Genomic DNA, 20,932 nt, shown 5'->3' with positions numbered 1-20,932 from the left:
CGCTTACGAAATCACCACAACCCCTCTAAACCAAGCTTCTTCGTCCTGGCACAGCTCCTGCTATAGCCCTCCCAGGCTGCGTTTCGGCGCGCTCCACAAAAACAATTAGACGAAGGATCCTTTATGGATAACTCAAACACCCTGCCACTTGGGTCGGCGGCTGCGCCGGCAAAAGAAAGAACCACTTCCAGCCGTATCAAATCGATTTTCAGCGGTTCTGTCGGCAACATGGTCGAGTGGTACGACTGGTACGTCTACGCGGCCTTCTCGCTGTACTTCGCCAAAGCGTTCTTCCCTAAAGGCGACACCACTGCACAGCTTCTGAACACCGCTGCGATCTTCGCCGTGGGCTTTTTGATGCGCCCGATCGGTGGCTGGCTGATGGGACTGTATGCCGACCGCAAAGGCCGCAAAGCTGCGTTGATGGCTTCGGTGCTGTTGATGTGCTTCGGCTCACTGATCATCGCCTTGAGCCCCGGTTATGAAACCATCGGCGTCGGCGCGCCAATTCTGCTGGTGTTCGCCCGCTTGCTGCAGGGCCTGTCCGTGGGCGGCGAGTACGGTACCTCAGCGACCTACCTGAGCGAGATGGCAACCAAGGAACGTCGTGGTTTCTTCTCCAGCTTCCAGTACGTCACGCTGATCTCCGGTCAGCTCATCGCGCTGGCGGTACTGATCGTGCTGCAACAAACCCTGACCACTGAACAGCTGTACGACTGGGGCTGGCGCATCCCGTTCGCCATTGGCGCGCTGTGTGCGGTTGTCGCGCTGTATCTGCGTCGAGGCATGGAAGAAACCGAGTCGTTCTCCAGGAAGGAGAAGTCCAAAGAAAGTGCGATGCGCACCCTGTTGCGCCATCCCAAAGAGCTGATGACTGTGGTCGGCCTGACCATGGGTGGTACGTTGGCCTTTTATACCTACACCACCTACATGCAGAAGTACCTGGTGAACACGGTTGGCATGAGCATCTCTGACTCCACCACCATCTCGGCGGCCACATTGTTCCTGTTCATGTGTCTACAACCAGTGGTTGGCGGGCTTTCGGATAAAGTCGGGCGGCGGCCGATCCTGATTGCCTTCGGCATTCTCGGCACCTTGTTCACCGTACCGATCCTCACCGCTCTGCACACGGTCCAGACCTGGTGGGGCGCGTTCTTCCTGATCATGGCCGCGCTGATCATCGTCAGCGGCTACACCTCGATCAACGCCGTGGTCAAAGCCGAATTGTTCCCGACCGAAATCCGCGCCCTGGGCGTCGGCCTGCCTTATGCCCTTACCGTATCGATCTTCGGCGGCACCGCTGAATACATCGCGCTGTGGTTCAAGAGTATCGGCATGGAAACCGGTTACTACTGGTACGTCACCGCCTGCATCGCCGTTTCGCTGCTGGTGTACGTGACCATGAAAGAAACCCGCAAACACTCGCGAATCGAGACGGACTGACAGGCAAAAAAACGCGCAAAGGTGCAATGCCTTTGCGCGTTTTTGTCTGTGAGACCGTAGTGAATTCTTCGCGGGCAAGCCTCGCTCCTACAGAGACATGCTCCCCCGTAGGAGCGAGGCTTGCCCGCGATGGCCACGACGCAATATCAAGCCAATCAGGACAGCTCGGCAGCGCCCTGACGCACGTACTTGTTCTGAACGTACGAAGCCCCCACGATCATCAGCACCAGAATCCCCGCCAACACCAGCGACGAACCGACGGTGCCGAAGTCCAGGCCACCCTTTTCATGGGGTTTGGTCAGGAAGTCGCCCAGGGTTGCGCCGAACGGACGCGTCAAGACGAAGGCAATCCAGAACAACAGCACTGACGAGATTTTGGTGAAGTATCGCGCCAACACCACCAGCACAATCGTCGAGCCTATGAACAGCGCTCCACCGGCAAAACCCAGGCCGGAGTCGTCGGCCAGGAAGTCACCGAGGGCAGTGCCCAGGGTGTTGGAAAACAGAATCGCCATCCAATAGAACATCTCACCACGAAAAGTCTGAATTTTGCTCACGTTCAGCGAGTCGCCGCTCAGGCGCCAGAGGGCGAAGATCGTCACCAGAATCGCAATCAGAATCATCGAACCCGTGGCATAGCCCAGACCCAAAGTGCGGTCCATGAAGTCCGACATGGTGGTGCCGGCGGTACTGGTCGAGAGGATCACGATCCAGTACAGCACCGGGTTGTAGGTCTTCGAAAACAACTGCGTCACCAGCGTCAGCAGAAACACACTGATCAGGATCATCGAACTAATGGCGTAGCCGACATTCAGGGTCATCGACAGCAAATCCCCGGCGGTTTCCCCCAAGGTCGTCGCGCAGATTTTCATGACCCAGAACGCCAAGGTGATCTGAGGAAGTTTGTTCATTCGATGCAGTGCTCCAAAGCTCGGATTTCAGATAGCCAGTTTCAATGGTTTTGGCCCGGGCGGAGACTGAATGGGTAACAGTGAAAAATAGGTAAGTACGGAATGAAAAATCCATAGAACAACAGATTCTAAGGATTTCTGCGCAATTAATGATCAGTTAATGCCCGGACCACACGCTGCGACTGATATGAGTCGACGTAGAGCGTCATACGCTAGCTGACCAGGCCACATCGGAAAGCTGCCAATTGCGTTACTACATATATCTATTAAAGCGATTGCTTTAAGCATGAATTTGCACTTTTCAATCAAGTTCACAAGCGTAGTATGAATTTCATGCTCAACGTACAACACGCAAACGAACCGGAGTAACCGCCATGAAAACCAAATTGGTCATCGCCACTATCCTCTCCGTACTGGCTGCCAACACCTTCGCCGCTGACGGCTACGATCGCACCGGCTCTGCTACCGTCGCTGCTGATGGCTACGACCGCACCGGCTCTGCCACCGTCGCTGCCGATGGCTACGACCGCACTGGTTCCGCCACCGTCGCTGCCGATGGCTACGACCGCACCGGCTCTGCCACTGTTGCCGCTGACGGCTACGACCGCACTGGTTCCGCCACCGTCGCTGCCGATGGCTACGACCGCACCGGCTCTGCCACTGTCAGCTAACACTCAATCGCGGTATCACAGCCCGGCTTCTGCCGGGCTTAATCGTTTTTGGGGATAGAAAAGATGAACACCCTCTGCAAAGATCACCGTCCCCCAATCGAAGCCCCTACGCTGGAAATAACCTGCGGCGCCCTGCACTATGACCGACTCCCCTTCCAGTCCCACCTCAGGAACCCCGCGCGATGTCTGACGATATCCATTACTACGAACCCGCCCAGGGCCATGGCCTTCCCCATGACCCCTTCAATGCCATCGTCGGCCCCCGTCCTATCGGCTGGATTTCCTCGCAGGATGCCCAAGGCCGCCTGAACCTGGCGCCCTACAGCTTCTTCAATGCGTTCAACTACATTCCGCCGATTATTGGATTTTCCAGCGTCGGGCGCAAAGACAGCCTGAACAATATCGAGCAGACCGGCGAGTTCGCCTGGAACCTGGCGACCCGCCCGCTGGCCGAGCGGATGAACCAGAGTTGCGCGACAGTGCCCGCTGAGGTGAACGAGTTCGAACTGGCCGGGCTCACACCGGTCGCCTCGAAAGTCATCGCTGTGCCACGGGTAGCCGAAAGCCCCGTGTCCTTCGAATGCAAGGTCACGCAGATCATTCAACTGCAACGCTCAGACAAGGAGCTGGTGCCCAGCTGGCTGATTCTCGGCGAAGTGGTCGCCGTGCATATCGCCAAGTGGCTGCTCAAGGATGGGATCTACGATACCGCCGCGGCAGAGCCGATTCTGCGCGGCGGCGGGCCGGCGGATTATTTCCAGCTGGGGCCTGAGGCCTTGTTCAAAATGTTCCGCCCGGGGGCGGTCAAATAGTTTCCCAGGACAATTCGCCGTCTTCACTCACGTCGATCAACTGTTCAAGCTTTTGCGCGGCAGCCTGATCGGCGTCATGGGCGGTCTTGAATTTCTGGTCTTCGAGCACTTTATGAAAACGCGGGGCGCCTGAACCACCCAGGGCCTTGACGGCGATAGCGGCGCTGTAACCACCCTCACCCGGTACAACAGCGGAAACTGCTTCGAACTGCGCAAACTCTTTACGTGCCATGTCGCGGATCCTGGCCAATTGAAAGTCGGCCATTCTAAACCTTCAACTGGCCAGCTTGTGCATCGCAGGTAAGTTCAGTTGCGCGTACTCAACCTGGGCCTGAGCTGTCGAGACATCACTGAAGGTATGAAAGTCCAGGCTGTTGACCACCAACTCCTGCACCAGCTCGGCGAAAATTTCCATGGCAGGGGTACCGAAGTAGGCAGTCATGGCCTGATGGTTGATCCAGAAACCGGACACCAGCCACAGCTCTGGGTCGCACAATGAATGCTGCAGGGCAAAATGCAGGCAACCGGGTGCCTGACGGGTCGTTTCGATCAGGCTGCTCAAACGCACGCCTAACTCCATCGAGCGTCCGGCGCGGGCCCGAGCAAAAACCATATGACTGACGGGAATATGCGTGGACATCGTTGATCCTCCCAAGGTGTAGACGATCTGCAGCCTTGAGACGGGCTGCGACAGGATCAAAGATTAAGCGCCCGGCGCACGGGCCGTTAGTCGATTCCTGCCGGCTTATTGCACAATCCTGCGCCAGCGCTCCGATTGCGCAGGTCGGTGGGAAATCCACGCTACAAACGTGACAGTCGTGTTTCAAGCAACTTTCTCCACGCCGAACCCGTTGTATCTACTCTGATTTTTAACCCGAAGCAGGATCAGGCAAGTTTTATGCAGCAATTGCCTACCACCCGGCCTTGCACAAACTTAAGCTGTGCCCATCCGAAAAGCTTCGCAGAGGATGTCACCCATGTCATCGCTCGATCACACCCAAGCCCCGCTGGACGCCGACATGGAAAAACAGCGCGCGGAACTGGCCACTATCATCCGCCGCAACACCGGTGAAGATGGCACCTACACGACGGCCATCGGCTCGTTGTTTGTGTCGCGGCATAGCTGCTCCCACGACTTCGCTCCGGTGCTTGCCCAACCGGCGCTGTGCATCCTCGCCCAAGGCCGCAAGGAAGTGCGCCTGGCTGACGAACACTTCAACTATGATCCGCTCAACTACCTGGTGGTCTCGGTCTCGATGCCGTTGAGCGGTCGGATAGTCGATGTTTCGCCAGAGCATCCGATCCTGGCCTTGCGCCTGGATATCGACCCGGCAGAGATTACCGCGTTGATTGCCGATGCGGGCCCCATGGGCGTGCCAACCCGCCCCACCGGGCGTGGCCTCTATGTGGAGCGACTCGACCAACCGATGCTCGACGCGGTGCTGCGTTTGGCCCGTCTGCTCGACAACCCGAAAGACATCGCCATGCTCGCGCCGCTGATTCGCCGGGAAATTCTCTATCGGTTACTGCGCAGCCATCAGGGCTATCGTCTGTATGAAATCGCCATCGCCAACAGCCAGAGCCATCGAATCAGCCAGGCGATCAAATGGCTCAACGGTAATTATGAGCAGCCTTTGCGCATTGATGATCTGGCGCGGGAAGTGAACCTCAGCGTCTCGACCCTGCACCACCGCTTCAAAGCGATGACCGCAATGAGTCCGCTGCAATATCAGAAGCAACTGCGCCTGCAAGAGGCGCGGCGCTTGATGTTGGCTGAAGGGCTGGATGCGTCGGCGGCGGGCTATCGGGTGGGCTATGAAAGCCCGTCACAATTCAGCCGTGAGTACAGCCGGTTGTTCGGCGCGCCGCCGTTACGGGATTTGGCGCGGTTGCGGTCGTAGGAGCGAGGCTTGCCCGCGATGAACGATGATGCGGTCAGCCAGACAAACCGCGGCGCCTGTATCGCGGGCAAGCCTCGCTCCTACAGCGATGGGCTGCGCAGCAGCCCCACATACAATTATCGGCTACGCCCCCAACACCCGACATGCTTCGGCCGGAATCGTCACTGACACCGGGTTGCCGATACTCAAGCCAATCCCCTGACACGGTGTACTCAGCGCCGTCAGCGAAACCCCGGAACACTCGACCGTGGTTTCAATCGTCGCGCCAATATCGCGAACGAACGTCACCTTGCCCAGCAGGCGGTTGCCCGCTGTCGCCTGAGGTTGCGACAGTTGCAGATCCTCAGGGCGCACCAGCATTTTGACCTTCTCACCGACCACGATGCTGCTGCAAATCGGCACATTGAGCGAGTCGCCGCCCGGCAAACTTATCTGCCCATTCCCCAACGCGGTAGCCGGGAAAATGTTCCCTGTGCCGATAAAGTCGGCGACGAACTCGTTGGCCGGATGCCGATAGATTTCGATCGGCGTACCGACCTGCTGTACCCGATGCTCGCCCAACACCACCACGATATCGGCCATGGTCATGGCTTCGCGCTGGTCATGGGTGACCATGATGGTGGTGATGTTCAGGCGTTGCTGCAGCTGGCGGATTTCCACCTGCATCGATTCGCGCAACTTGGCGTCCAGTGCCGACAGCGGCTCGTCGAGCAGAAGGATTTTCGGGCGCGAGGCAATCGCCCGGGCAATCGCCACGCGCTGGCGCTGACCACCGGAGAGTTTCGATACTGGCCGGTCGACCATCTCTTGCAATTGAATCAGTTGCAGCAACTCGGTGACCCGCGCCTGCTGATCGGCCTTGCTGACCCCACGCAGTTTCAGCGGGTAGGCAATGTTCTCGCCAACGGTCATGTGCGGGAACAGCGCCAGGGACTGAAAGACCATGCCAAAGTTGCGCTGGTGCGCCGGGGTATGGCCAATGTCTTCACCGTCCAGACGAATCTCGCCGCCAGTCAGGGTTTCCAGCCCGGCGATCATTCGCAGCAAGGTGGTTTTTCCGCAGCCCGAAGGGCCGAGAAAACACACCAGTTTGCCCTCGGGCAAATGCAGATTGACATCCTTTACCGCGCACGCCGTGCCGTAATGTTTCTCGACGTTTTCCAGAATCAGTCCAGTCATGTTGCACCTCAAATCAAAAGGAAACGCCACCTTCACCGACCAGCTTCTCCAGTGCCCAGATCAGGACAAAGTCGATAAGCACGATCAGCACGGCGAACGAGAAAACGGTCGGGTCCAGCGACGACACGGTGCGGCTGTACATCCAGATCGGCACGGTCATCACATCGATGGTGTAGAGGAAATAGGTCACGGTGAATTCGTTGAACGAGACGATGAAGGCCAGCAGCATCCCGGCGAGAATCCCCGACTTCATCAACGGCACCACCACATCGACAATCGCCCGCAGCGGTGAAGCACCGAGCATCTGCGCGGCCTCTTCGACTTCGCTGCCGATGGACAGCATCGCCGCCGTGCAGTTTTTCACCACGAACGGCAACGCCAGGATGACGTGGGCAATCACCAGCCGCGAGGTGGTCATCTGGAACGGCAGGCTGTCGAACACCAGCAGCAACGCCAGCCCCAACACCACCATCGGGAACACCAAGGGCAAAGACATAAGCTGCAGCGCCACGGCCTTGCCGCGGAACTCGCAACGGGTCAATGCATAAGCCGCCGGCACCGCGATCACGGTCGCGAAAACCATGGTCAGGCACGCCACCATCAGGCTGGTGGTCATGGCTTTGCCCAGGCTCAATACATCGCTGGTGTCCGGCGAAACAAAGGTATTCCACGCCGCCTTGTACCATTGCAGGCTGTAGCTGCCGGGCGGGAAGTCCAGATTCGAGGCGCCACTGAAAGACATGACGATCATGGTCAGGATCGGCAATACCGCCAGCAGCAGAATGAAGCCTGAAAGGACCCCGGCGAACCGCCCGGTGTCTCCGGGAAGCAGCGACTGGCGCTTCTTGATTAGCGTGCTCATTGCGAAGCCTCCAGCATGCGCCGACGACGGCCCGTGATGTATTCGGAGAGGGTCATGATTGCCAACGTGGTGACGATCAACACCACCCCTGCGGCGGATGCGGCAGGCCAGTTCATCAGCGGCGCAATCTGGTCATGAACCATTACCGCCAGCATCGGCACCCGTCGACCACCGAGCAACAAAGGCACTACGAAGCTGCTGGCGTTGTAGGCAAACACCAGCGTCGCGCCGGTAATAATCCCCGGCAGGCTCATAGGCAATACCACTTGGCGGAACACCTGCAAGCGGCTCGCGCCCAGGGTCGCGGCGGCCTCTTCGTAGGTGCGGGCAACGCCGCGCATAGCGCTGGCAATCGGCAACACCGCCAATGGGAATGCGGTCTGCACCAGCCCCATCAACACACCGTTCTGGTTGTACAACATCATGATCGGACGCTTGATCAGGCCCAGGCCCATCAGCGCCTGATTGAGCATCCCGCCCGGCCCGAGGATCACCAGCCAGCCGTAGCTTTGCAGCAGCAGGTTGACCAGCAATGGCAACAGCACCGCGGCTAGAAATATCCGGCGTACCAAAGGCGATGTCAGGCGCGACATGGTGTAAGCCACCGGGATCGCCAGCAACACCGCGATCACTGCGCTGAACAAGGCCAGGCGCAAGGTCAGCAGCAATGACTTCAGGTAATAGGGTTCCAGCAATTGGGCATAACTGGCCAGGCTGAAGCCGGTCCATTCCGCGCCCTTGGTGCCCACGCTCATGCGCAGCACCAGCAGGCTGGCGGCAATCAACACGCCGAGAAACAACATCGACGGTGTGAGGAAAAACCAGGCGCGGGTGGTCGGCGAAACACCGCGAGCCGGGCGCACGTTCGCGGCGCCGACCGGGTGGGTCAGGGATTGGTGTTCCATAGCAATGATCTCGTCAATGGAAAGCAGGAAACCTGGGGACTGGACTTGTCTTGATGCTGAGCAGTGTAGGAGCGAGCTTGCTCGCGATGACTGCCTACCAGTCAACATTGATGTCGACTGCAAGTCCGCTATCGCGAGCAAGCTCGCTCCTACAAGGGATCTTCATTGCTTCGCGGTCAGCGGGACAAATCCAGACCTATTGGCTCAGGAAGAAAAGATTTCCGTGTAACGACGAATCCATTGGTCATGCACGGTGGCCAGGAAGGCGTTGTCGTGCATGATCGCCTTGTCGGCAATCTGCTCCGGCGTAAGGATGTACGGGCTCTTGCGCGCTTCGGCGGAGATGATGGCCTTGGCGTTGACCGGGCCGTTGAAGATATCTTCAGCCATCTTGCCCTGCACCAGCGGGTCGAGAGAGTGGTTGATAAAGGCGTAGGCCAGATCGGTATCGCCGGGACGATTTTTCGGCATCACAGAGAGCATCAGGTCGGTGTAGAAGCCTTCCTTCATGCCGAAGGTGGCACCCAGACCGTAGGCCGGATCCCGAATCTGTTTAGGGAAAAACGCCGGGGCGTAAAGACCGCCCATATCCAGCGAACCGGTGCGGAACAATTCAGCGATCTGGTTGGGGTTTTCACCCAGCGTCACCACACGGCTCTTGAGCTCTGCAAGTTTCTTGAAGCCCGGCTCGATGTTGTGCTCGTCACCACCGGCCAGTTTGGCGGCGATGATGATCAGGTCCATGGCCTCGGTCCAGTTCGGCGGCGGCAGGAAAATGTTCGGCGCCATGTCCGCATCCCACAACGAGGCGTAGCTGTCCGGGGCTTGCTTCACGGTGCGGGTGCTGTAGATCAGGCTGTTGCACCAGAGCAGGTAACCGATGCCGTGGCCGTTGGCACCGGTGCGGTATTTCTCCGGCACGTCGACCAGGTTGGGAATGCGGTTGAGATCGGGTTTTTCCAGCAGACCGGCGGCGGCCAGGCCTTCAGCGCCAACACCCGCCAAGGTGATGATGTCGTATTGCGGACGATCACCACCGGCCTTGAGTTTGGCGACCATTTCCGAGGTGCTGCCGGTACGGTCAGCAATGACCTTGGCGCCAGTCTTGGCTTCGAAGGTCGCGGCAATATTGCGCAGTGCCGCCAGCCCGGTGTCATCCGACCAGGTCAGCAGGCGCAGGGTCTTGCCCTGAAAGCGCGTATCGCTGGCATTGGCCCGGATAAACGGCATGCTCATGGCTGCCGCGGCAACCGAAGCCACTCCCACCGTTTTGATGAACTGTCTTCTGTTCAGATCATGCTCGCCCATTACGGACTCCCTTTCTTCTTGTAGGTATGAGTTGTAGGTATGAGGTTGGTCGCATCCAGGCGCCCGGTGATCGATCTAGCTCTAACTCCCGTAGATCACGGGGTGTAGCTAAGTCGGCTGGTTCATCCTGAGGTTGCGCAGAACGCGCAACAATCGAAAATTTGTCATTGAAGCCATGTGCCAAACGCATGCCTCGTTTCGAGGCATGCGTGGACCGTTTTCGGGCCGTCAGATGGCGCGAATCACGTGTTTTATTTCCTGAAACGCCTGCATGCCCCACGGCCCTAACTCGCGGCCGATGCTGCTCTGTTTGTAGCCACCCCAGGCCGTCTGCGGGAATATCACTTGCGGCGCGTTGATCCACACCAACCCGGCCTGTAAGGCGTTGGCGACCCGCTCGGCAGCCTCGCCATCGCGACTGACCACGCTGGCCACCAGACCGAATTCACTGTCATTGGCCAGGTCGATCGCCTCTTCTTCGCTGGCAAAACTGCGCACACAAATCACCGGGCCAAAGATCTCTTCACACCACAACGCACTGTCGAGGGGCACTTCGGTGAAGATCGTCGGCCGTAAAAAATATCCGCGTGGCACATTTTCTGGTCGCTCACCACCGCAAATCAGCCTGGCGCCAGCGCTCAGCCCACGATCGATGTGCCCAAGCACCCGCTGGTATTGCGCCTGATTGACCAGCGAGCCCATCTCCACATCCGGGTCAAACGGGTCTGCCACGCGAATTCCTTCGGCACGCGCCTTGAGCCGCACCAGGAATTCGTCCGCCAGCTCCTCGGCCACCAGCACACGGCTGGTGGCCGAGCACATCTGCCCGGCGTTGAAAAATCCGCCGCCACTGGCCAACTCCACCGCCAACTCGATATCGGCATCGGCGAGCACCAACAGCGAAGACTTGCCGCCCAGCTCCAGGCTCACACCTTTGACGGTTTCCGCCGCTCGCTGCATGACCTGAACGCCCACTGCATTGCTGCCGGTGAAGGAGATTTTCGCCACTCGTGAATCAGCCGCCAGCGGTGCACCGACCGCCAGGCCGGTGCCGCAGACCAGGTTGAACACGCCGTTGGGCAAGCCGCTCTCGGCAATGATCGCTGCCAATTCCAGTTCCGGCAGCGGTGTAACTTCCGACGGTTTGAGCACGACGCAACAACCGGCCGCCAACGCCGGGGCGAGCTTCCAGGCGGTGGTGACCATCGGAAAGTTCCACGGCACGATCAAGCCCACCACGCCGCAAGGCTCACGGCGTACACGGGCAGCGAAGTCCTCGCTCGGCAAAGCCACGGCACGGTCCTGCTGAGCGTCCATCGCCTCGGCAAGTCCTGCGTAATACTCGAAGGTGGCAATCACGTCATCAACATCGATGCCCGCTTCGAACAGCGGTTTGCCGTTGTTGCTCGACTGCAGCTGCATCAAGTGCTCACGGCGTGCCTGCACGCCGCTGGCGATCTTGCGCAGCACTGCGCCACGCTCAGAGCCGCGAGTTTTAGCCCACTGCAAAAACGCAGCGCTGGCAGCATTTACCGCTTGCTCGACCGCTTGCCCATCGCCACCGCTCACGGTGGCCAACGGTTCTTCCGTGGCCGGGTTGATCACCGGCAAACGTTCGCTACCCGCGCGCCATTGGCCGTCGATATACAAGCCATTCAAGATTTCCTGGCTGCTCATGCTTGCACCGCCTGCATCCAGGTGCTCTGGTCGATTTCGATCAGGGTCGGACGTTGACGATCAATGGCTGCCCGCAACGCGGCACGCAGTGCGTCGACACCGTCGATGGCTTCTGCTGCACACCCCAAAGCCTTGGCCACGCCAATGAAGTCCGGGGTGTAGATGTCCACGCCCACCGGTTCGATGGCGCGGTTGACCATGTATTTCTTGATCTCTTCGTAGCCCTGGTTATTCCACAACAACACGATGACCGGTGTTTGCGCTTCCACCGCGCAGGCCAGTTCCGACAACGTGAATTGCAGCCCGCCGTCGCCGATCAGGCACACCACGGGTCTGCGCGCAATGCGCTCGGAACCGCCACCGAGCCAGGCGCCAATGGCTGCCGGCAAGGCGTAGCCAAGGGTGCCGTAACCGGTGGACGAGTTGAACCAGCGACGCGGTTGCTCAGGGTTGAATGTCAGGTTGCCGGTGTACACCGGTTGGGTCGAATCGCCGACAAACACCGCTTCGGGCAGCTCGTGCAGAACAGTCTCCAGGAACAGGGTCTGGGCGCGGGTCGGTGCGTCCCAGATGGTCTCAAGCTCGGCACGCAACGTGGCTGCGCGGGCATGGCCCCAGTCGGAGCGACGCTCGGCCAGGGTGTGTCCGCCAAGTTCCGTCAGCAAGGCTTGCGCCGCCGTTTGCGAGTCGGACACCAATGCGACCTGCGGCGGGTAGTTGCGTACGGTCTGGTCCGGGTCGATGTCGACGCGCAACAAGGCGCCGGGAATCTCGAAGCCACCGGCAAAGGTGATGTCGTAATCGGTCTCGGCCAATTCAGTGCCGATAGCCAGTACTACGTCGGCATCCGCCACCAGTGCGCGAGTGGCGACCAGCGATTGAGTCGAACCGATCAACAGCGGATGGCGCGAGGGCAGCATGCCCTTGGCATTGATGGTCAACGCCACCGGTGCGTCCAACAGTTCGGCCAGCTGAGTGAGTTCGGCTGCCGCATCGATGGCACCGCCGCCCGCGAGGATCAGCGGACGTTTGGCGGTGGCCAGTAATTGGCTCATCTGCGCGACGGCTGAAGGCGCTGCACCGGCGCGGGCGATGCTGACGGGCTGACTGGTGAGCAAGTCATCGGCGTCTTCGACCAAAACGTCGAGAGGAATTTCGATATGTACCGGACGCGGACGCCCGGCCTGGAACAGGGCAAATGCCCGCGCCAGTACACCCGGCAATTCGGCGGCGGACATCAGCGTATGGGAAAACGCCGCCACACCACCTACCAGCGCGCTCTGGTTCGGCAGCTCATGCAGCTTGCCGCGCCCGCCGCCCAACTGGCTGCGCGACTGCACGCTGGAGATCACCAGCATCGGAATCGAGTCAGCGTAGGCCTGGCCCATGGCGGTGGTGATGTTGGTCATGCCAGGGCCGGTGATGATGAAGCACACACCCGGTTTACCACTGGTGCGGGCATAGCCATCGGCCATGAAACCGGCGCCTTGTTCGTGGCGTGGCGTGACGTGGTTGATGCTCGAGCGGGCCAGCCCGCGATACAGCTCAACGGTGTGTACACCCGGAATGCCGAACACCTGCTCGACGCCATAACCCTCGAGTAACTTGACCAATACTTCGCCGCACGTCGCCATTTTTGCTGCCCTTCTTATTAGCTGAAACTGCACCCCGATGGCGTTTTCAGGCACGCGCCGGGGCACAAAGGTGACGCAATTGGAACTGTCGGCGTATAGCGGTGACAAACCAAAAATAGTCATACTAGGCATGTCCTCCACTCATGCCTGAGCACCCATGAAACGTCTTCCCCCCTTGCCTGCTCTGCATACCTTTCTGATTACCGCCCAGTGCTGCAACTTCACTCGGGCGGCGGACCTGCTGCACATTACTCAGGGAGCAGTGAGCCGACAGATCGCCGGACTGGAGAGCCATCTCGGTTATGCATTGTTCCAGCGCCAGGCCCGAGGCCTGAGCCTGACCGCACAAGGACGTGAGTTGTATCCGCGCATTCAACAGGTCTTCAACCTGATCGACGAAGCCGTCGAACACGTCGGCGCCAAGCGCGAAGCCCTGCAACTCAAGGCGCCGACCTGCATGATGCGCTGGCTGCTGCCGCGCCTGTTGCAGTGGCAAAAGGAACGCCCGGACGTGCCGGTGGAGCTGACCACCACCGTGCAGCACGCCGTGGACTTTCGTCGCGAAGAATTCGATGCGGCAGTGGTCTATGGTGCAGCGCCGAGCAACGCGGCCTTCCATCATCTGTTCGATGAACAACTGACACCGGTCTGCTCAGCGCAATTGCTCAACGGGACGACGCCCCTCAAGGCTCACGCCGATCTGGAACAGCACATGCTGCTGCACCCCACTCGCGATGAGCGGGATTGGGAAGCCTGGCTCAAGGCGGCGGGAACCCGCGTCAGCAACATCGGCAAAGGACAGCATTTCGATACATTGGACCTGGCGATGTCCGTCGCCTCTCAAGGAACAGGTGTGGCGATCGGCGATTGGTCATTGATCGGCGAAGACCTGAGCGCCGGGCGGCTGGTCATGCCATTTGAACTGAAAGTGCGCACCGGGCAGGCCTACTATCTGGTCTACCCGGAGCGGCCGGAGCCGTCGGCGCAGTTGCGCGAATTGATGGATTGGCTGGTGGAGCAGGCTCAGGAGCGTCAGGTATGAGTCGACGCGTATTTTGTAGCAGCTGGCGCAGCCTGCGTCCGGCTGCGCAGCAGTCGTAAAACCGGTCATCGCGTTTCTTCAGACAAAACGCATTTGCCGGAATGCGACCGCTGCGCGGCCGAACGCAGGCTACGCCAGCTGCTACATAGGTAACGCGGCGCCTAAACGATCAATACCCAACCGTAAACCGCTGGCGGGAATGCGCGGGGGTTTCAATCTCATCGATCATTGCAATCGCGTAGTCGGCAAAGGTGATCCAGCTCTTGCCTTCGGCGCTCACCAGCAGGTCATCCTTGCCCACGCGGAAGGTGCCGGTACGCTCGCCTTCGACAAACAGCGCCGAAGGTGAAAGAAAGGTCCAGTCCAGGTCCTTTTCCTCACGCAAGGTATCGAGGTAGACACCACCGGCACTGGCTTCAGCCCGGTACTCATCGGGAAAGCCCGGACCGTCGATGACTTTGCTACCGCTGGGCAGCAGCAGGGAGCCGGCACCGCCGACCACCAGCAGACGCTTCACGCCAGCCTTTTTCACAGGCTCGATAATCGCGTTGGCCGGGATCGTCGAAAAGTGTGCCGCGCTGATCACCACATCATGACCGGCAACAGCCGCTTGCAACGCTGCGCCGTCGGCAACGTCAACGTTCTTGGTGATGACACCGGCACGCTGGCCGAGTTTTGAGGTATCGCGAGCGATGGCGGTAACGCTATGACCGCGACGCAAAGCCTCTTCCAACAGTTGGCTGCCGGCACGGCCGGTGGCACCAATGATTGCGATCTTGCTCATGAACAGTTCTCCAGTTCCGATATGTGACGCAGAGCGTCACGGGCTGCATTCCCACGCAGAGTGAGGGAACGATCAGGTACGTTGACTCACCACTTCATTTCGCCTTTAGCGACTTTGGCGCTCAGCTCCAGGGAGCTTTCTTCGCCAAGATCCGGGTAACGCTTTTTCATTGTTTCAATCAGCTCGGCCGAGTTCTTGGCCTTGGCGGATTCTTCATCAAAAGCATTGATGTAGTCGGCGGTGAAATGCACCGCGGCGACTGAACGGGCGCTCTCACCCAGGTAATGGCCCGGGATAATGGTCTTGGGTTTCAGGCCATCGATGATTTTCAGGGTGCTGAGCCAACTCGGCCTGGGATTTGCCGAACTGCGCGTCCACCAGAATCGCTTCTTTCTTGCCACTGACCAGCACCGAAGTGACCGGGAAGATCGCCGCGGTACCCGGGTTGTAGACGTCCAGGGTCAGCGCCGGCTCCGCCGCCGCTGCATGGGCGACGAAACCCAAGGTCGCGGTGGCCAGCAAAATGCGCTTGATTGAAGAAAATCCGATCATGTGTCGCTCCTGAGATCTGTTCGTCGTGAGTGACGATGGACAGAGCTTAGTTGCCTCACTCGCTCCAAAAAATGCGATGCTTGAACATAGTTTGTTTCTAAAAGCGGGCAAATCATGGATCGTCTTCAAGCAATGCGGGTCTTCGTCACAGTGGTCGACCTCGGCAGCCAGTCCGCCGCCGCCGATCATCTGGACCTCTCGCGGCCGGTGGTTTCACGGTATCTGGCGGAGCTGGAAGATTGGGTCGGAGCACGGTTGATGCACCGCACCACCCGCAAGTTGAGCCTGACCGCCGCCGGTAGCGAAACCCTGCCGCGCTGCCGACAGATGCTCGATTTGTCGGCCGACATGCAGGCTGCTGTCAGCGAGCCGGACAATGCCCCGCGAGGCTTGCTGCGCATCAGCGTCAGCACTTCATTCGGTCAGGCGCAACTGGCCGACGCCGTGGCCGAGTACGTCAAACGCTACCCCGGTGTCAGCATCGACCTGCAGATGCTCGACCGCACGGTGAACCTGGTGGATGAGCGTATAGACCTGGCGATCCGCACCAGCAACGACCTGGACCCGAACCTGATTGCCCGCAGACTGACCGTGTGCCGCTCGGTAATCTGCGCCTCCCCCGAGTATCTGCGCCAGCACCCGGCGCCGCAGCGGGTGGAAGAGCTCAGCCAGCACAATTGCCTGACCCACTCCTACTTCGGCAAAAGCCTTTGGCACTTCGAGCAGGACGGGGAACAGGTTTCGGTACCGGTGCAGGGCAACATCAGCGCCAACGAGGCCAGCACCCTGCTGCGAGCGACCATCGCCGGAGCCGGGATTTCGATGCTGCCCAGCTATCAAGCCGGAGTGCATATTCACAGCGGCGAACTGGTCCGCCTGCTGCCCGGCGCCGAGCCACGGCAAATGAACATGTACGCGGTCTACGCCTCACGCAAACACATGCCGGCGGCGTTGCGCAGCATGCTGGATTTTCTGGTGTTGAGGTTTCCGGAGCAACCGCAGTGGGATGTGGGGCTTTAAGCTCATAAAATCGAAACACATAACCTGCGGCGAGCGGGCTTGCCCGCTCGCCACAAGTGCATGCCAGACAGAAGATTCGCGCTAAACACCCGTCAAAGGTGTGGCCCACCTCCATAGCAACTCACTGCGGCTGACCTATGCTGATAGTAGTACTCCCTTAAATGGTGGGTACTCGTTCAGAGGTCAGCGCCATGAACATCAAAACCCGAAGATACCTCGCTATCTTCATCGCCTGCACCGCTTCGCTCGTGCTGTACGGAACCGCTGCCTACCGTGTCGAACAGGCCCGTCAGCAACCGCAGGCCGCATCGGCAAGCTGCAACTTCGAGCGCTGCATACCGCACAACGCGACCCTGAACGCACTCAAATAACGAGAGCCTACGCTTCGCTATTCTGATCGGCCTTCAACCTGTCGCGAAACGCTTTGGGAGAGATCCCCACTCGCCGCCGAAACAAGCGTGTGAAGTTGGTTGGATCGGAGAATCCCAAGAAATCGGACATTTCGTAGATGGTCATGCTGGTGTAGGTCAGTAGCCGCTTGGCCTCCAGCAACTGGCGCTCATGCATGATCTGCAAGGCAGGCTGACCGGCCAGCTCACGGCAGGTGCCGTTGAGATGCGAGACGGAAATCCCCAGTTTATGCGCCAGGTCTTCGACCTTAACGTGTTCGCGATAATGCTCTTCGACCAGCTGGATAAACCCATTGAGGTATTCGCGCGCACGCTGTGGGCGCTGGCTCGCGGTACGGCGCTGGATCACCTGGCGACTGACCCACACCAGGATTACGCTGACCAGCGAGTGCATGAGCATTTCTCGCGCGGGCTGATGGCCCACGTACTCGCTTTGCAATGCCGAAAACAGACTGTTCAGGTAGTCGCTGTCGGCTCCTGCCGGGTAACTTTCGGCCACCGCCAGGGCATTCAGCGAATTGCCCAGCTGCGCCTGAAGGTACGCCACCAGCGGCGCGGCCAGGGTTACTACATAGCCTTCGACGTCTTCCGAAAAACGAAAACCATGCACTGACAGCGGCGGCAGAATCTGGACCGCCGACTTCGCCAGCAGTGTGCGCTTACCCTCTATCTCAAGCTCTGCGTGACCTTTATTAACAAACAACAACTGACACAGATCGGCATGCCGGTGCGGTTTGATTTCCCACTGATGCTCACGGCTGCGTTTGGAGATGGTTTCACAGTGCAGTAAATCCGGTGTCGGCCAGTCCAGGCTTTCACCATAGAGTTTGAACACTGGAATCGAAGAAAGGGCAGGCTTGTTCATAACCGCAATCCAGACCTCGGAGAGTTGGGCGATAATCGCACCGATTGGCGAAATGTACAGCTATCGGCTCAGTTTTCACCTTCATTTGACGGGGTCTGAAGTGAAAAATGCAAGTACTCAGAACCCATTCACCGATTTGTTCGTGTGAAGCTTGCGAGCCATAAAAACAATGAAAATGCTGAAGACTCAAGTTGCCATTATCGGTGCCGGTCCGGCCGGCCTGTTGCTCGGTCAGTTACTACACAACGCCGGTATCGACACCGTCATTCTCGAGCGCCAATGCCCGGACTACGTATTGGGCCGGATCCGCGCCGGAGTCCTGGAGCAAGGCATGGTCGAGCTCCTGCGTCAGGCTGGAGTCGGCCAGCGAATGGACGCAGAAGGCCTGGTTCATGGCGGTTTCGAGCTGGCCTTCGACGGACGCCAGGTGCACATCGATCTGCAATCGCTCACCGGTGGCAAGACCGTAATGATCTACGGTCAGACAGAGGTCACCCGCGATTTGATGGCCGCACGGCAATCTGCAGGGGCGATGACACTGTATGAGACGAGCAACGTTCAGCCCCACGACATGAAAACCGACCAGCCTTATCTGACATTCGAAAAGAACGGAGAAACCTGGCGCCTGGACTGCGATTACATCGCCGGATGCGACGGTTTTCATGGCATCGCTCGGCAGTCGATTCCCGCCGAGTCACTGAAGGTATTCGAACGGGTCTACCCTTTCGGCTGGTTGGGTATCCTCGCCGACACGCCACCGGTCAACGATGAGCTGGTGTACGCCAGGCACGAGCGCGGTTTTGCCTTGTGCAGCATGCGTTCGGCGACCCGAACCCGCTATTACCTGCAAGTGCCTGCCGAAGAGAAGGTCCAGGACTGGCCGGATCAACGCTTCTGGGATGAGCTCAAATCACGCCTGCCGGAGGCGTTAGCCAACGACCTGGTGACCGGCCCGTCCATCGAGAAAAGCATCGCGCCGTTACGCAGTTTCGTGGTCGAGCCAATGCAGCATGGGCGGATGTTTCTGCTCGGTGACGCGGCGCATATTGTCCCGCCCACCGGCGCCAAGGGGTTGAACCTGGCCGCCAGCGATGTCAGCACGTTGTTCAACATTTTGCTCAAGGTCTACCGCGAAGGACGCGTCGACTTGCTGGAGAAGTACTCCGGGATCTGCCTGCGACGAGTCTGGAAAGCCGAGCGTTTCTCCTGGTGGATGACCTCGATTCTGCACAATTTCCCTGACACGGATGCCTTCAGCCAACGTATTGCGCAGACCGAACTGGAGTATTTCGTCGGCTCCGAAGCCGGTCGAAAAACCATTGCAGAAAATTATGTCGGGCTTCCTTACGAGGCTATCGAATAGGAGCCTATCGAGTACACTAACGCGTACTCCCGCTTGCCGAGCAACCTGCGGGTCAACCACTGCCCGCAGGTTTCACTGTGACCAATCTCAACCAGCCTACCAAACCGGCCATTCGCAGCGTGTTGATCGCCCTGATGCTGGCGATCTTCCTCGGTGCGCTGGACCAAACCATCGTCGCCGTGTCGATGCCGGCCATCTCGGCGCAGTTCAAGGATGTCAGCCTGCTGGCCTGGGTCATCTCCGGCTACATGGTGGCGATGACCGTGGCGGTGCCGATTTACGGCAAGCTCGGCGACCTTTATGGGCGCCGTCGGCTGATGCTGTTCGGCATGGGCCTGTTCACCCTGGCCTCGGCGTTGTGCGGCATGGCCCAGAGCATGGAGCAGTTGGTGCTGGCGCGGATACTCCAGGGCATCGGTGCTGGCGGAATGATCTCGGTGAGTCAGGCGATCATTGGCGACATCATTCCTCCCCGCGAACGTGGACGCTATCAAGGCTATTTCAGCAGCATGTACGCGGTGGCCAGTGTCGCAGGTCCCGTGCTCGGCGGTTACATGACCGAGTACCTGTCCTGGCGCTGGGTGTTTCTGATCAACCTGCCGCTGGGTCTCGGCGCCTGGCTGGTGGCCCATCGCACGCTGGTCGGCTTGCCGGTGCCACAGCGCAAACCGGTCATCGACTACCTTGGCACAATCCTGATGATCATCGGCCTGAGCTCACTGCTGCTGGGCATCACCGAGATCGGTCAGGGTCATTATTGGCGCGACAACGAAGTGCTCGGCTTGCTGGCCGGAGCCGTGGTGGTGCTGACGCTGTTCGTCCTGCATGAGAGACGGGCACGCGAGCCCTTGCTACCCATGCATTTGTTTGCCAACCGCAACGCGGTCCTCTGTTGGTGCACGATTTTTTCCACCAGTTTCCAGGCCATCTCACTGATCGTGCTGATGCCGTTACGCTTTCAGAGCGTCACCGGCGCGGGTGCCGACAGTGCCGCGCTGCACCTGTTGCCACTGGCCATGGGCTTGCCGATGGGGGCCTATTTCGCCGGGCGCCGGACGTCGGTGACCGGACGCTACAAACCGATGATCCTCACCGGCGCCCTGCTCACCCCCTTCACCATTCTCGGCATGGCCTTCAGCCCGCCACAAGCGGTAGTCCTCAGTAGCCTGTTCATGCTGCTCTGCGGGATCGCCGCCGGCATGCAGTTCCCGACCTCACTGGTGGGCGCGCAGAATTCGGTGGAGCAGCGGGACATCGGCGTGGCGACCAGCACCACCAACCTGTTTCGCTCGCTGGGTGGTGCGGTGGGCGTGGCATTGATGTCAGCATTGCTGTTGGCCTTGCTGCAAGACGCAAGCTTCGCCCACCTGACCGGCTCGGCGCCGATTACCGAGGGCAGCTCGGGGAATGTCCTGCTCGATGGTTTGAAAGCCGCACCAGGTCCGGCTCGAAATGCGCTGCGTGGGGAGTTGCTGCTGACCTTCCGGCATTTGCTGATGGTCAGCGCGGCGGTGTCGCTGCTCGGGCTGGCGGCGGCGATCGCCATGCCGAACAGGTTGCTGCGGGGGCGGGAAGATCGTCAGCTTTGAGATG

At 59.4% G+C, this 20,932-nt stretch carries 20 protein-coding genes and 1 pseudogene; 9 read left to right on the top strand and 12 right to left on the bottom strand.

Features of this window, described 5'->3' with window-relative positions; translation table 11 throughout:
* Nucleotides 1-123: 123 nt before the first annotated feature.
* Nucleotides 124-1,443: an MFS transporter gene (locus tag AC07UI_RS08505; RefSeq protein ID WP_494992059.1), complete on the top strand. Its 1,320-nt coding sequence runs from the start codon at nucleotides 124-126 to the stop codon at nucleotides 1,441-1,443.
* A gap of 155 nt (nucleotides 1,444-1,598) precedes the next feature.
* Here the strand turns inward: AC07UI_RS08505 and AC07UI_RS08500 are convergent, their stop codons facing one another.
* Nucleotides 1,599-2,354 carry a COG4705 family protein gene (locus AC07UI_RS08500; RefSeq protein ID WP_494992058.1) on the bottom strand — a complete coding sequence of 252 codons (756 nt, stop codon included), beginning with the start codon at nucleotides 2,352-2,354 and terminating at the stop codon, nucleotides 1,599-1,601.
* A 374-nt stretch (nucleotides 2,355-2,728) separates the two neighbouring features.
* On the opposite strand from AC07UI_RS08500, the gene AC07UI_RS08495 reads away from it, so the two are divergent.
* Together AC07UI_RS08495 and AC07UI_RS08490 are read left to right on the top strand one after the other, a co-directional pair.
* Nucleotides 2,729-3,025, top strand: coding sequence for a hypothetical protein (locus AC07UI_RS08495; protein WP_494992057.1), 297 nt, complete (start codon nucleotides 2,729-2,731; stop codon nucleotides 3,023-3,025).
* 182 nt (nucleotides 3,026-3,207) lie between these two features.
* Complete coding sequence (locus tag AC07UI_RS08490) at nucleotides 3,208-3,837, top strand: flavin reductase family protein (protein ID WP_494992056.1); 630 nt, start codon at nucleotides 3,208-3,210, stop codon at nucleotides 3,835-3,837.
* On the opposite strand, the gene AC07UI_RS08485 is transcribed toward AC07UI_RS08490, so the two are convergent.
* Entirely contained in the window at nucleotides 3,830-4,102 is a 273-nt protein-coding gene (locus AC07UI_RS08485) for a hypothetical protein (protein WP_494992055.1), read from the bottom strand. The genes AC07UI_RS08490 and AC07UI_RS08485 overlap by 8 nt on opposite strands.
* A 9-nt stretch (nucleotides 4,103-4,111) precedes the next feature.
* Nucleotides 4,112-4,477, bottom strand: a complete 366-nt coding sequence (locus AC07UI_RS08480) for a putative quinol monooxygenase (protein ID WP_494992054.1) — start codon at nucleotides 4,475-4,477, stop codon at nucleotides 4,112-4,114.
* Nucleotides 4,478-4,814: 337 nt separating this feature from the next.
* On the opposite strand from AC07UI_RS08480, the gene AC07UI_RS08475 reads away from it, so the two are divergent.
* Nucleotides 4,815-5,738 carry an AraC family transcriptional regulator gene (locus AC07UI_RS08475; RefSeq protein WP_494992053.1) on the top strand — a complete coding sequence of 308 codons (924 nt, stop codon included), beginning with the start codon at nucleotides 4,815-4,817 and terminating at the stop codon, nucleotides 5,736-5,738.
* 123 nt (nucleotides 5,739-5,861) lie between these two features.
* Here the strand turns inward: AC07UI_RS08475 and AC07UI_RS08470 are convergent, their stop codons facing one another.
* The 6 genes from AC07UI_RS08470 to AC07UI_RS08445 all read right to left on the bottom strand — a co-directional run bounded on the left by AC07UI_RS08470 (nucleotide 5,862) and on the right by AC07UI_RS08445 (nucleotide 13,303).
* Nucleotides 5,862-6,917, bottom strand: a complete 1,056-nt coding sequence (locus tag AC07UI_RS08470; protein ID WP_494992052.1) for an ABC transporter ATP-binding protein — start codon at nucleotides 6,915-6,917, stop codon at nucleotides 5,862-5,864.
* 13 nt (nucleotides 6,918-6,930) lie between these two features.
* Nucleotides 6,931-7,779, bottom strand: a complete 849-nt coding sequence (locus AC07UI_RS08465; protein WP_494992051.1) for an ABC transporter permease — start codon at nucleotides 7,777-7,779, stop codon at nucleotides 6,931-6,933.
* Nucleotides 7,776-8,684, bottom strand: coding sequence for an ABC transporter permease (locus AC07UI_RS08460; protein WP_494992050.1), 909 nt, complete (start codon nucleotides 8,682-8,684; stop codon nucleotides 7,776-7,778). Before AC07UI_RS08460 ends, AC07UI_RS08465 begins: the two co-directional genes overlap by 4 nt.
* Nucleotides 8,685-8,888: 204 nt before the next feature.
* Nucleotides 8,889-9,992, bottom strand: coding sequence for an ABC transporter substrate-binding protein (locus AC07UI_RS08455; protein ID WP_494992049.1), 1,104 nt, complete (start codon nucleotides 9,990-9,992; stop codon nucleotides 8,889-8,891).
* 228 nt (nucleotides 9,993-10,220) lie between these two features.
* Nucleotides 10,221-11,669, bottom strand: a complete 1,449-nt coding sequence (locus AC07UI_RS08450; protein WP_494992048.1) for an aldehyde dehydrogenase family protein — start codon at nucleotides 11,667-11,669, stop codon at nucleotides 10,221-10,223.
* A complete protein-coding gene (locus AC07UI_RS08445; RefSeq protein ID WP_494992148.1) occupies nucleotides 11,666-13,303 on the bottom strand; it encodes a 5-guanidino-2-oxopentanoate decarboxylase in 1,638 nt (545 codons plus the stop codon). Before AC07UI_RS08445 ends, AC07UI_RS08450 begins: the two co-directional genes overlap by 4 nt.
* A 157-nt stretch (nucleotides 13,304-13,460) precedes the next feature.
* On the opposite strand from AC07UI_RS08445, the gene AC07UI_RS08440 reads away from it, so the two are divergent.
* A complete protein-coding gene (locus tag AC07UI_RS08440; RefSeq protein ID WP_494992047.1) occupies nucleotides 13,461-14,345 on the top strand; it encodes a LysR substrate-binding domain-containing protein in 885 nt (294 codons plus the stop codon).
* 169 nt (nucleotides 14,346-14,514) lie between these two features.
* Here AC07UI_RS08440 and AC07UI_RS08435 read toward each other — a convergent pair whose 3' ends face one another.
* The gene (locus AC07UI_RS08435) at nucleotides 14,515-15,129 is read right to left on the bottom strand and encodes an NAD(P)-dependent oxidoreductase (RefSeq protein WP_494992046.1); all 615 of its coding nucleotides are present in this window, start codon (nucleotides 15,127-15,129) and stop codon (nucleotides 14,515-14,517) included.
* Between the two features lie 86 nt (nucleotides 15,130-15,215).
* Nucleotides 15,216-15,681: pseudogene (locus tag AC07UI_RS08430) on the bottom strand (hypothetical protein).
* 114 nt (nucleotides 15,682-15,795) lie between these two features.
* Here AC07UI_RS08430 and AC07UI_RS08425 point away from each other — a divergent pair.
* Both AC07UI_RS08425 and AC07UI_RS08420 read left to right on the top strand, forming a co-directional pair.
* A complete protein-coding gene (locus tag AC07UI_RS08425) occupies nucleotides 15,796-16,701 on the top strand; it encodes a LysR family transcriptional regulator (protein WP_494992045.1) in 906 nt (301 codons plus the stop codon).
* A gap of 191 nt (nucleotides 16,702-16,892) precedes the next feature.
* Nucleotides 16,893-17,072, top strand: a complete 180-nt coding sequence (locus AC07UI_RS08420; RefSeq protein WP_494992044.1) for a hypothetical protein — start codon at nucleotides 16,893-16,895, stop codon at nucleotides 17,070-17,072.
* A 7-nt stretch (nucleotides 17,073-17,079) separates the two neighbouring features.
* Here the strand turns inward: AC07UI_RS08420 and AC07UI_RS08415 are convergent, their stop codons facing one another.
* Nucleotides 17,080-17,976, bottom strand: a complete 897-nt coding sequence (locus AC07UI_RS08415) for a helix-turn-helix domain-containing protein (protein WP_494992043.1) — start codon at nucleotides 17,974-17,976, stop codon at nucleotides 17,080-17,082.
* 178 nt (nucleotides 17,977-18,154) lie between these two features.
* Between AC07UI_RS08415 and pobA the strand changes: the two genes are divergently transcribed.
* Nucleotides 18,155-19,339: a 4-hydroxybenzoate 3-monooxygenase gene (pobA, locus tag AC07UI_RS08410; RefSeq protein ID WP_494992147.1), complete on the top strand. Its 1,185-nt coding sequence runs from the start codon at nucleotides 18,155-18,157 to the stop codon at nucleotides 19,337-19,339.
* 77 nt (nucleotides 19,340-19,416) lie between these two features.
* Nucleotides 19,417-20,928, top strand: a complete 1,512-nt coding sequence (locus tag AC07UI_RS08405; RefSeq protein WP_494992042.1) for an MDR family MFS transporter — start codon at nucleotides 19,417-19,419, stop codon at nucleotides 20,926-20,928.
* Nucleotides 20,929-20,932 lie beyond the last annotated feature (4 nt).

It is taken from the genome of Pseudomonas sp. GW821-FHT04C07, from assembly GCF_059420325.1.
This window is presented reverse-complemented; position numbering and strand designations above follow the sequence as displayed.

What these genes read in the sequence shown, in the direction of transcription:
- AC07UI_RS08505 (WP_494992059.1), top strand. Translation starts at nt 124, where the DNA reads ATGGATAACTCAAACACCCTGCCACTTGGGTCGGCGGCTGCGCCGGCA.
- AC07UI_RS08500 (WP_494992058.1), bottom strand. Translation starts at nt 2,354, where the DNA reads ATGAACAAACTTCCTCAGATCACCTTGGCGTTCTGGGTCATGAAAATC.
- AC07UI_RS08495 (WP_494992057.1), top strand. Translation starts at nt 2,729, where the DNA reads ATGAAAACCAAATTGGTCATCGCCACTATCCTCTCCGTACTGGCTGCC.
- AC07UI_RS08490 (WP_494992056.1), top strand. Translation starts at nt 3,208, where the DNA reads ATGTCTGACGATATCCATTACTACGAACCCGCCCAGGGCCATGGCCTT.
- AC07UI_RS08485 (WP_494992055.1), bottom strand. Translation starts at nt 4,102, where the DNA reads ATGGCCGACTTTCAATTGGCCAGGATCCGCGACATGGCACGTAAAGAG.
- AC07UI_RS08480 (WP_494992054.1), bottom strand. Translation starts at nt 4,477, where the DNA reads ATGTCCACGCATATTCCCGTCAGTCATATGGTTTTTGCTCGGGCCCGC.
- AC07UI_RS08475 (WP_494992053.1), top strand. Translation starts at nt 4,815, where the DNA reads ATGTCATCGCTCGATCACACCCAAGCCCCGCTGGACGCCGACATGGAA.
- AC07UI_RS08470 (WP_494992052.1), bottom strand. Translation starts at nt 6,917, where the DNA reads ATGACTGGACTGATTCTGGAAAACGTCGAGAAACATTACGGCACGGCG.
- AC07UI_RS08465 (WP_494992051.1), bottom strand. Translation starts at nt 7,779, where the DNA reads ATGAGCACGCTAATCAAGAAGCGCCAGTCGCTGCTTCCCGGAGACACC.
- AC07UI_RS08460 (WP_494992050.1), bottom strand. Translation starts at nt 8,684, where the DNA reads ATGGAACACCAATCCCTGACCCACCCGGTCGGCGCCGCGAACGTGCGC.
- AC07UI_RS08455 (WP_494992049.1), bottom strand. Translation starts at nt 9,992, where the DNA reads ATGGGCGAGCATGATCTGAACAGAAGACAGTTCATCAAAACGGTGGGA.
- AC07UI_RS08450 (WP_494992048.1), bottom strand. Translation starts at nt 11,669, where the DNA reads ATGAGCAGCCAGGAAATCTTGAATGGCTTGTATATCGACGGCCAATGG.
- AC07UI_RS08445 (WP_494992148.1), bottom strand. Translation starts at nt 13,303, where the DNA reads ATGGCGACGTGCGGCGAAGTATTGGTCAAGTTACTCGAGGGTTATGGC.
- AC07UI_RS08440 (WP_494992047.1), top strand. Translation starts at nt 13,461, where the DNA reads ATGAAACGTCTTCCCCCCTTGCCTGCTCTGCATACCTTTCTGATTACC.
- AC07UI_RS08435 (WP_494992046.1), bottom strand. Translation starts at nt 15,129, where the DNA reads ATGAGCAAGATCGCAATCATTGGTGCCACCGGCCGTGCCGGCAGCCAA.
- AC07UI_RS08425 (WP_494992045.1), top strand. Translation starts at nt 15,796, where the DNA reads ATGGATCGTCTTCAAGCAATGCGGGTCTTCGTCACAGTGGTCGACCTC.
- AC07UI_RS08420 (WP_494992044.1), top strand. Translation starts at nt 16,893, where the DNA reads ATGAACATCAAAACCCGAAGATACCTCGCTATCTTCATCGCCTGCACC.
- AC07UI_RS08415 (WP_494992043.1), bottom strand. Translation starts at nt 17,976, where the DNA reads ATGAACAAGCCTGCCCTTTCTTCGATTCCAGTGTTCAAACTCTATGGT.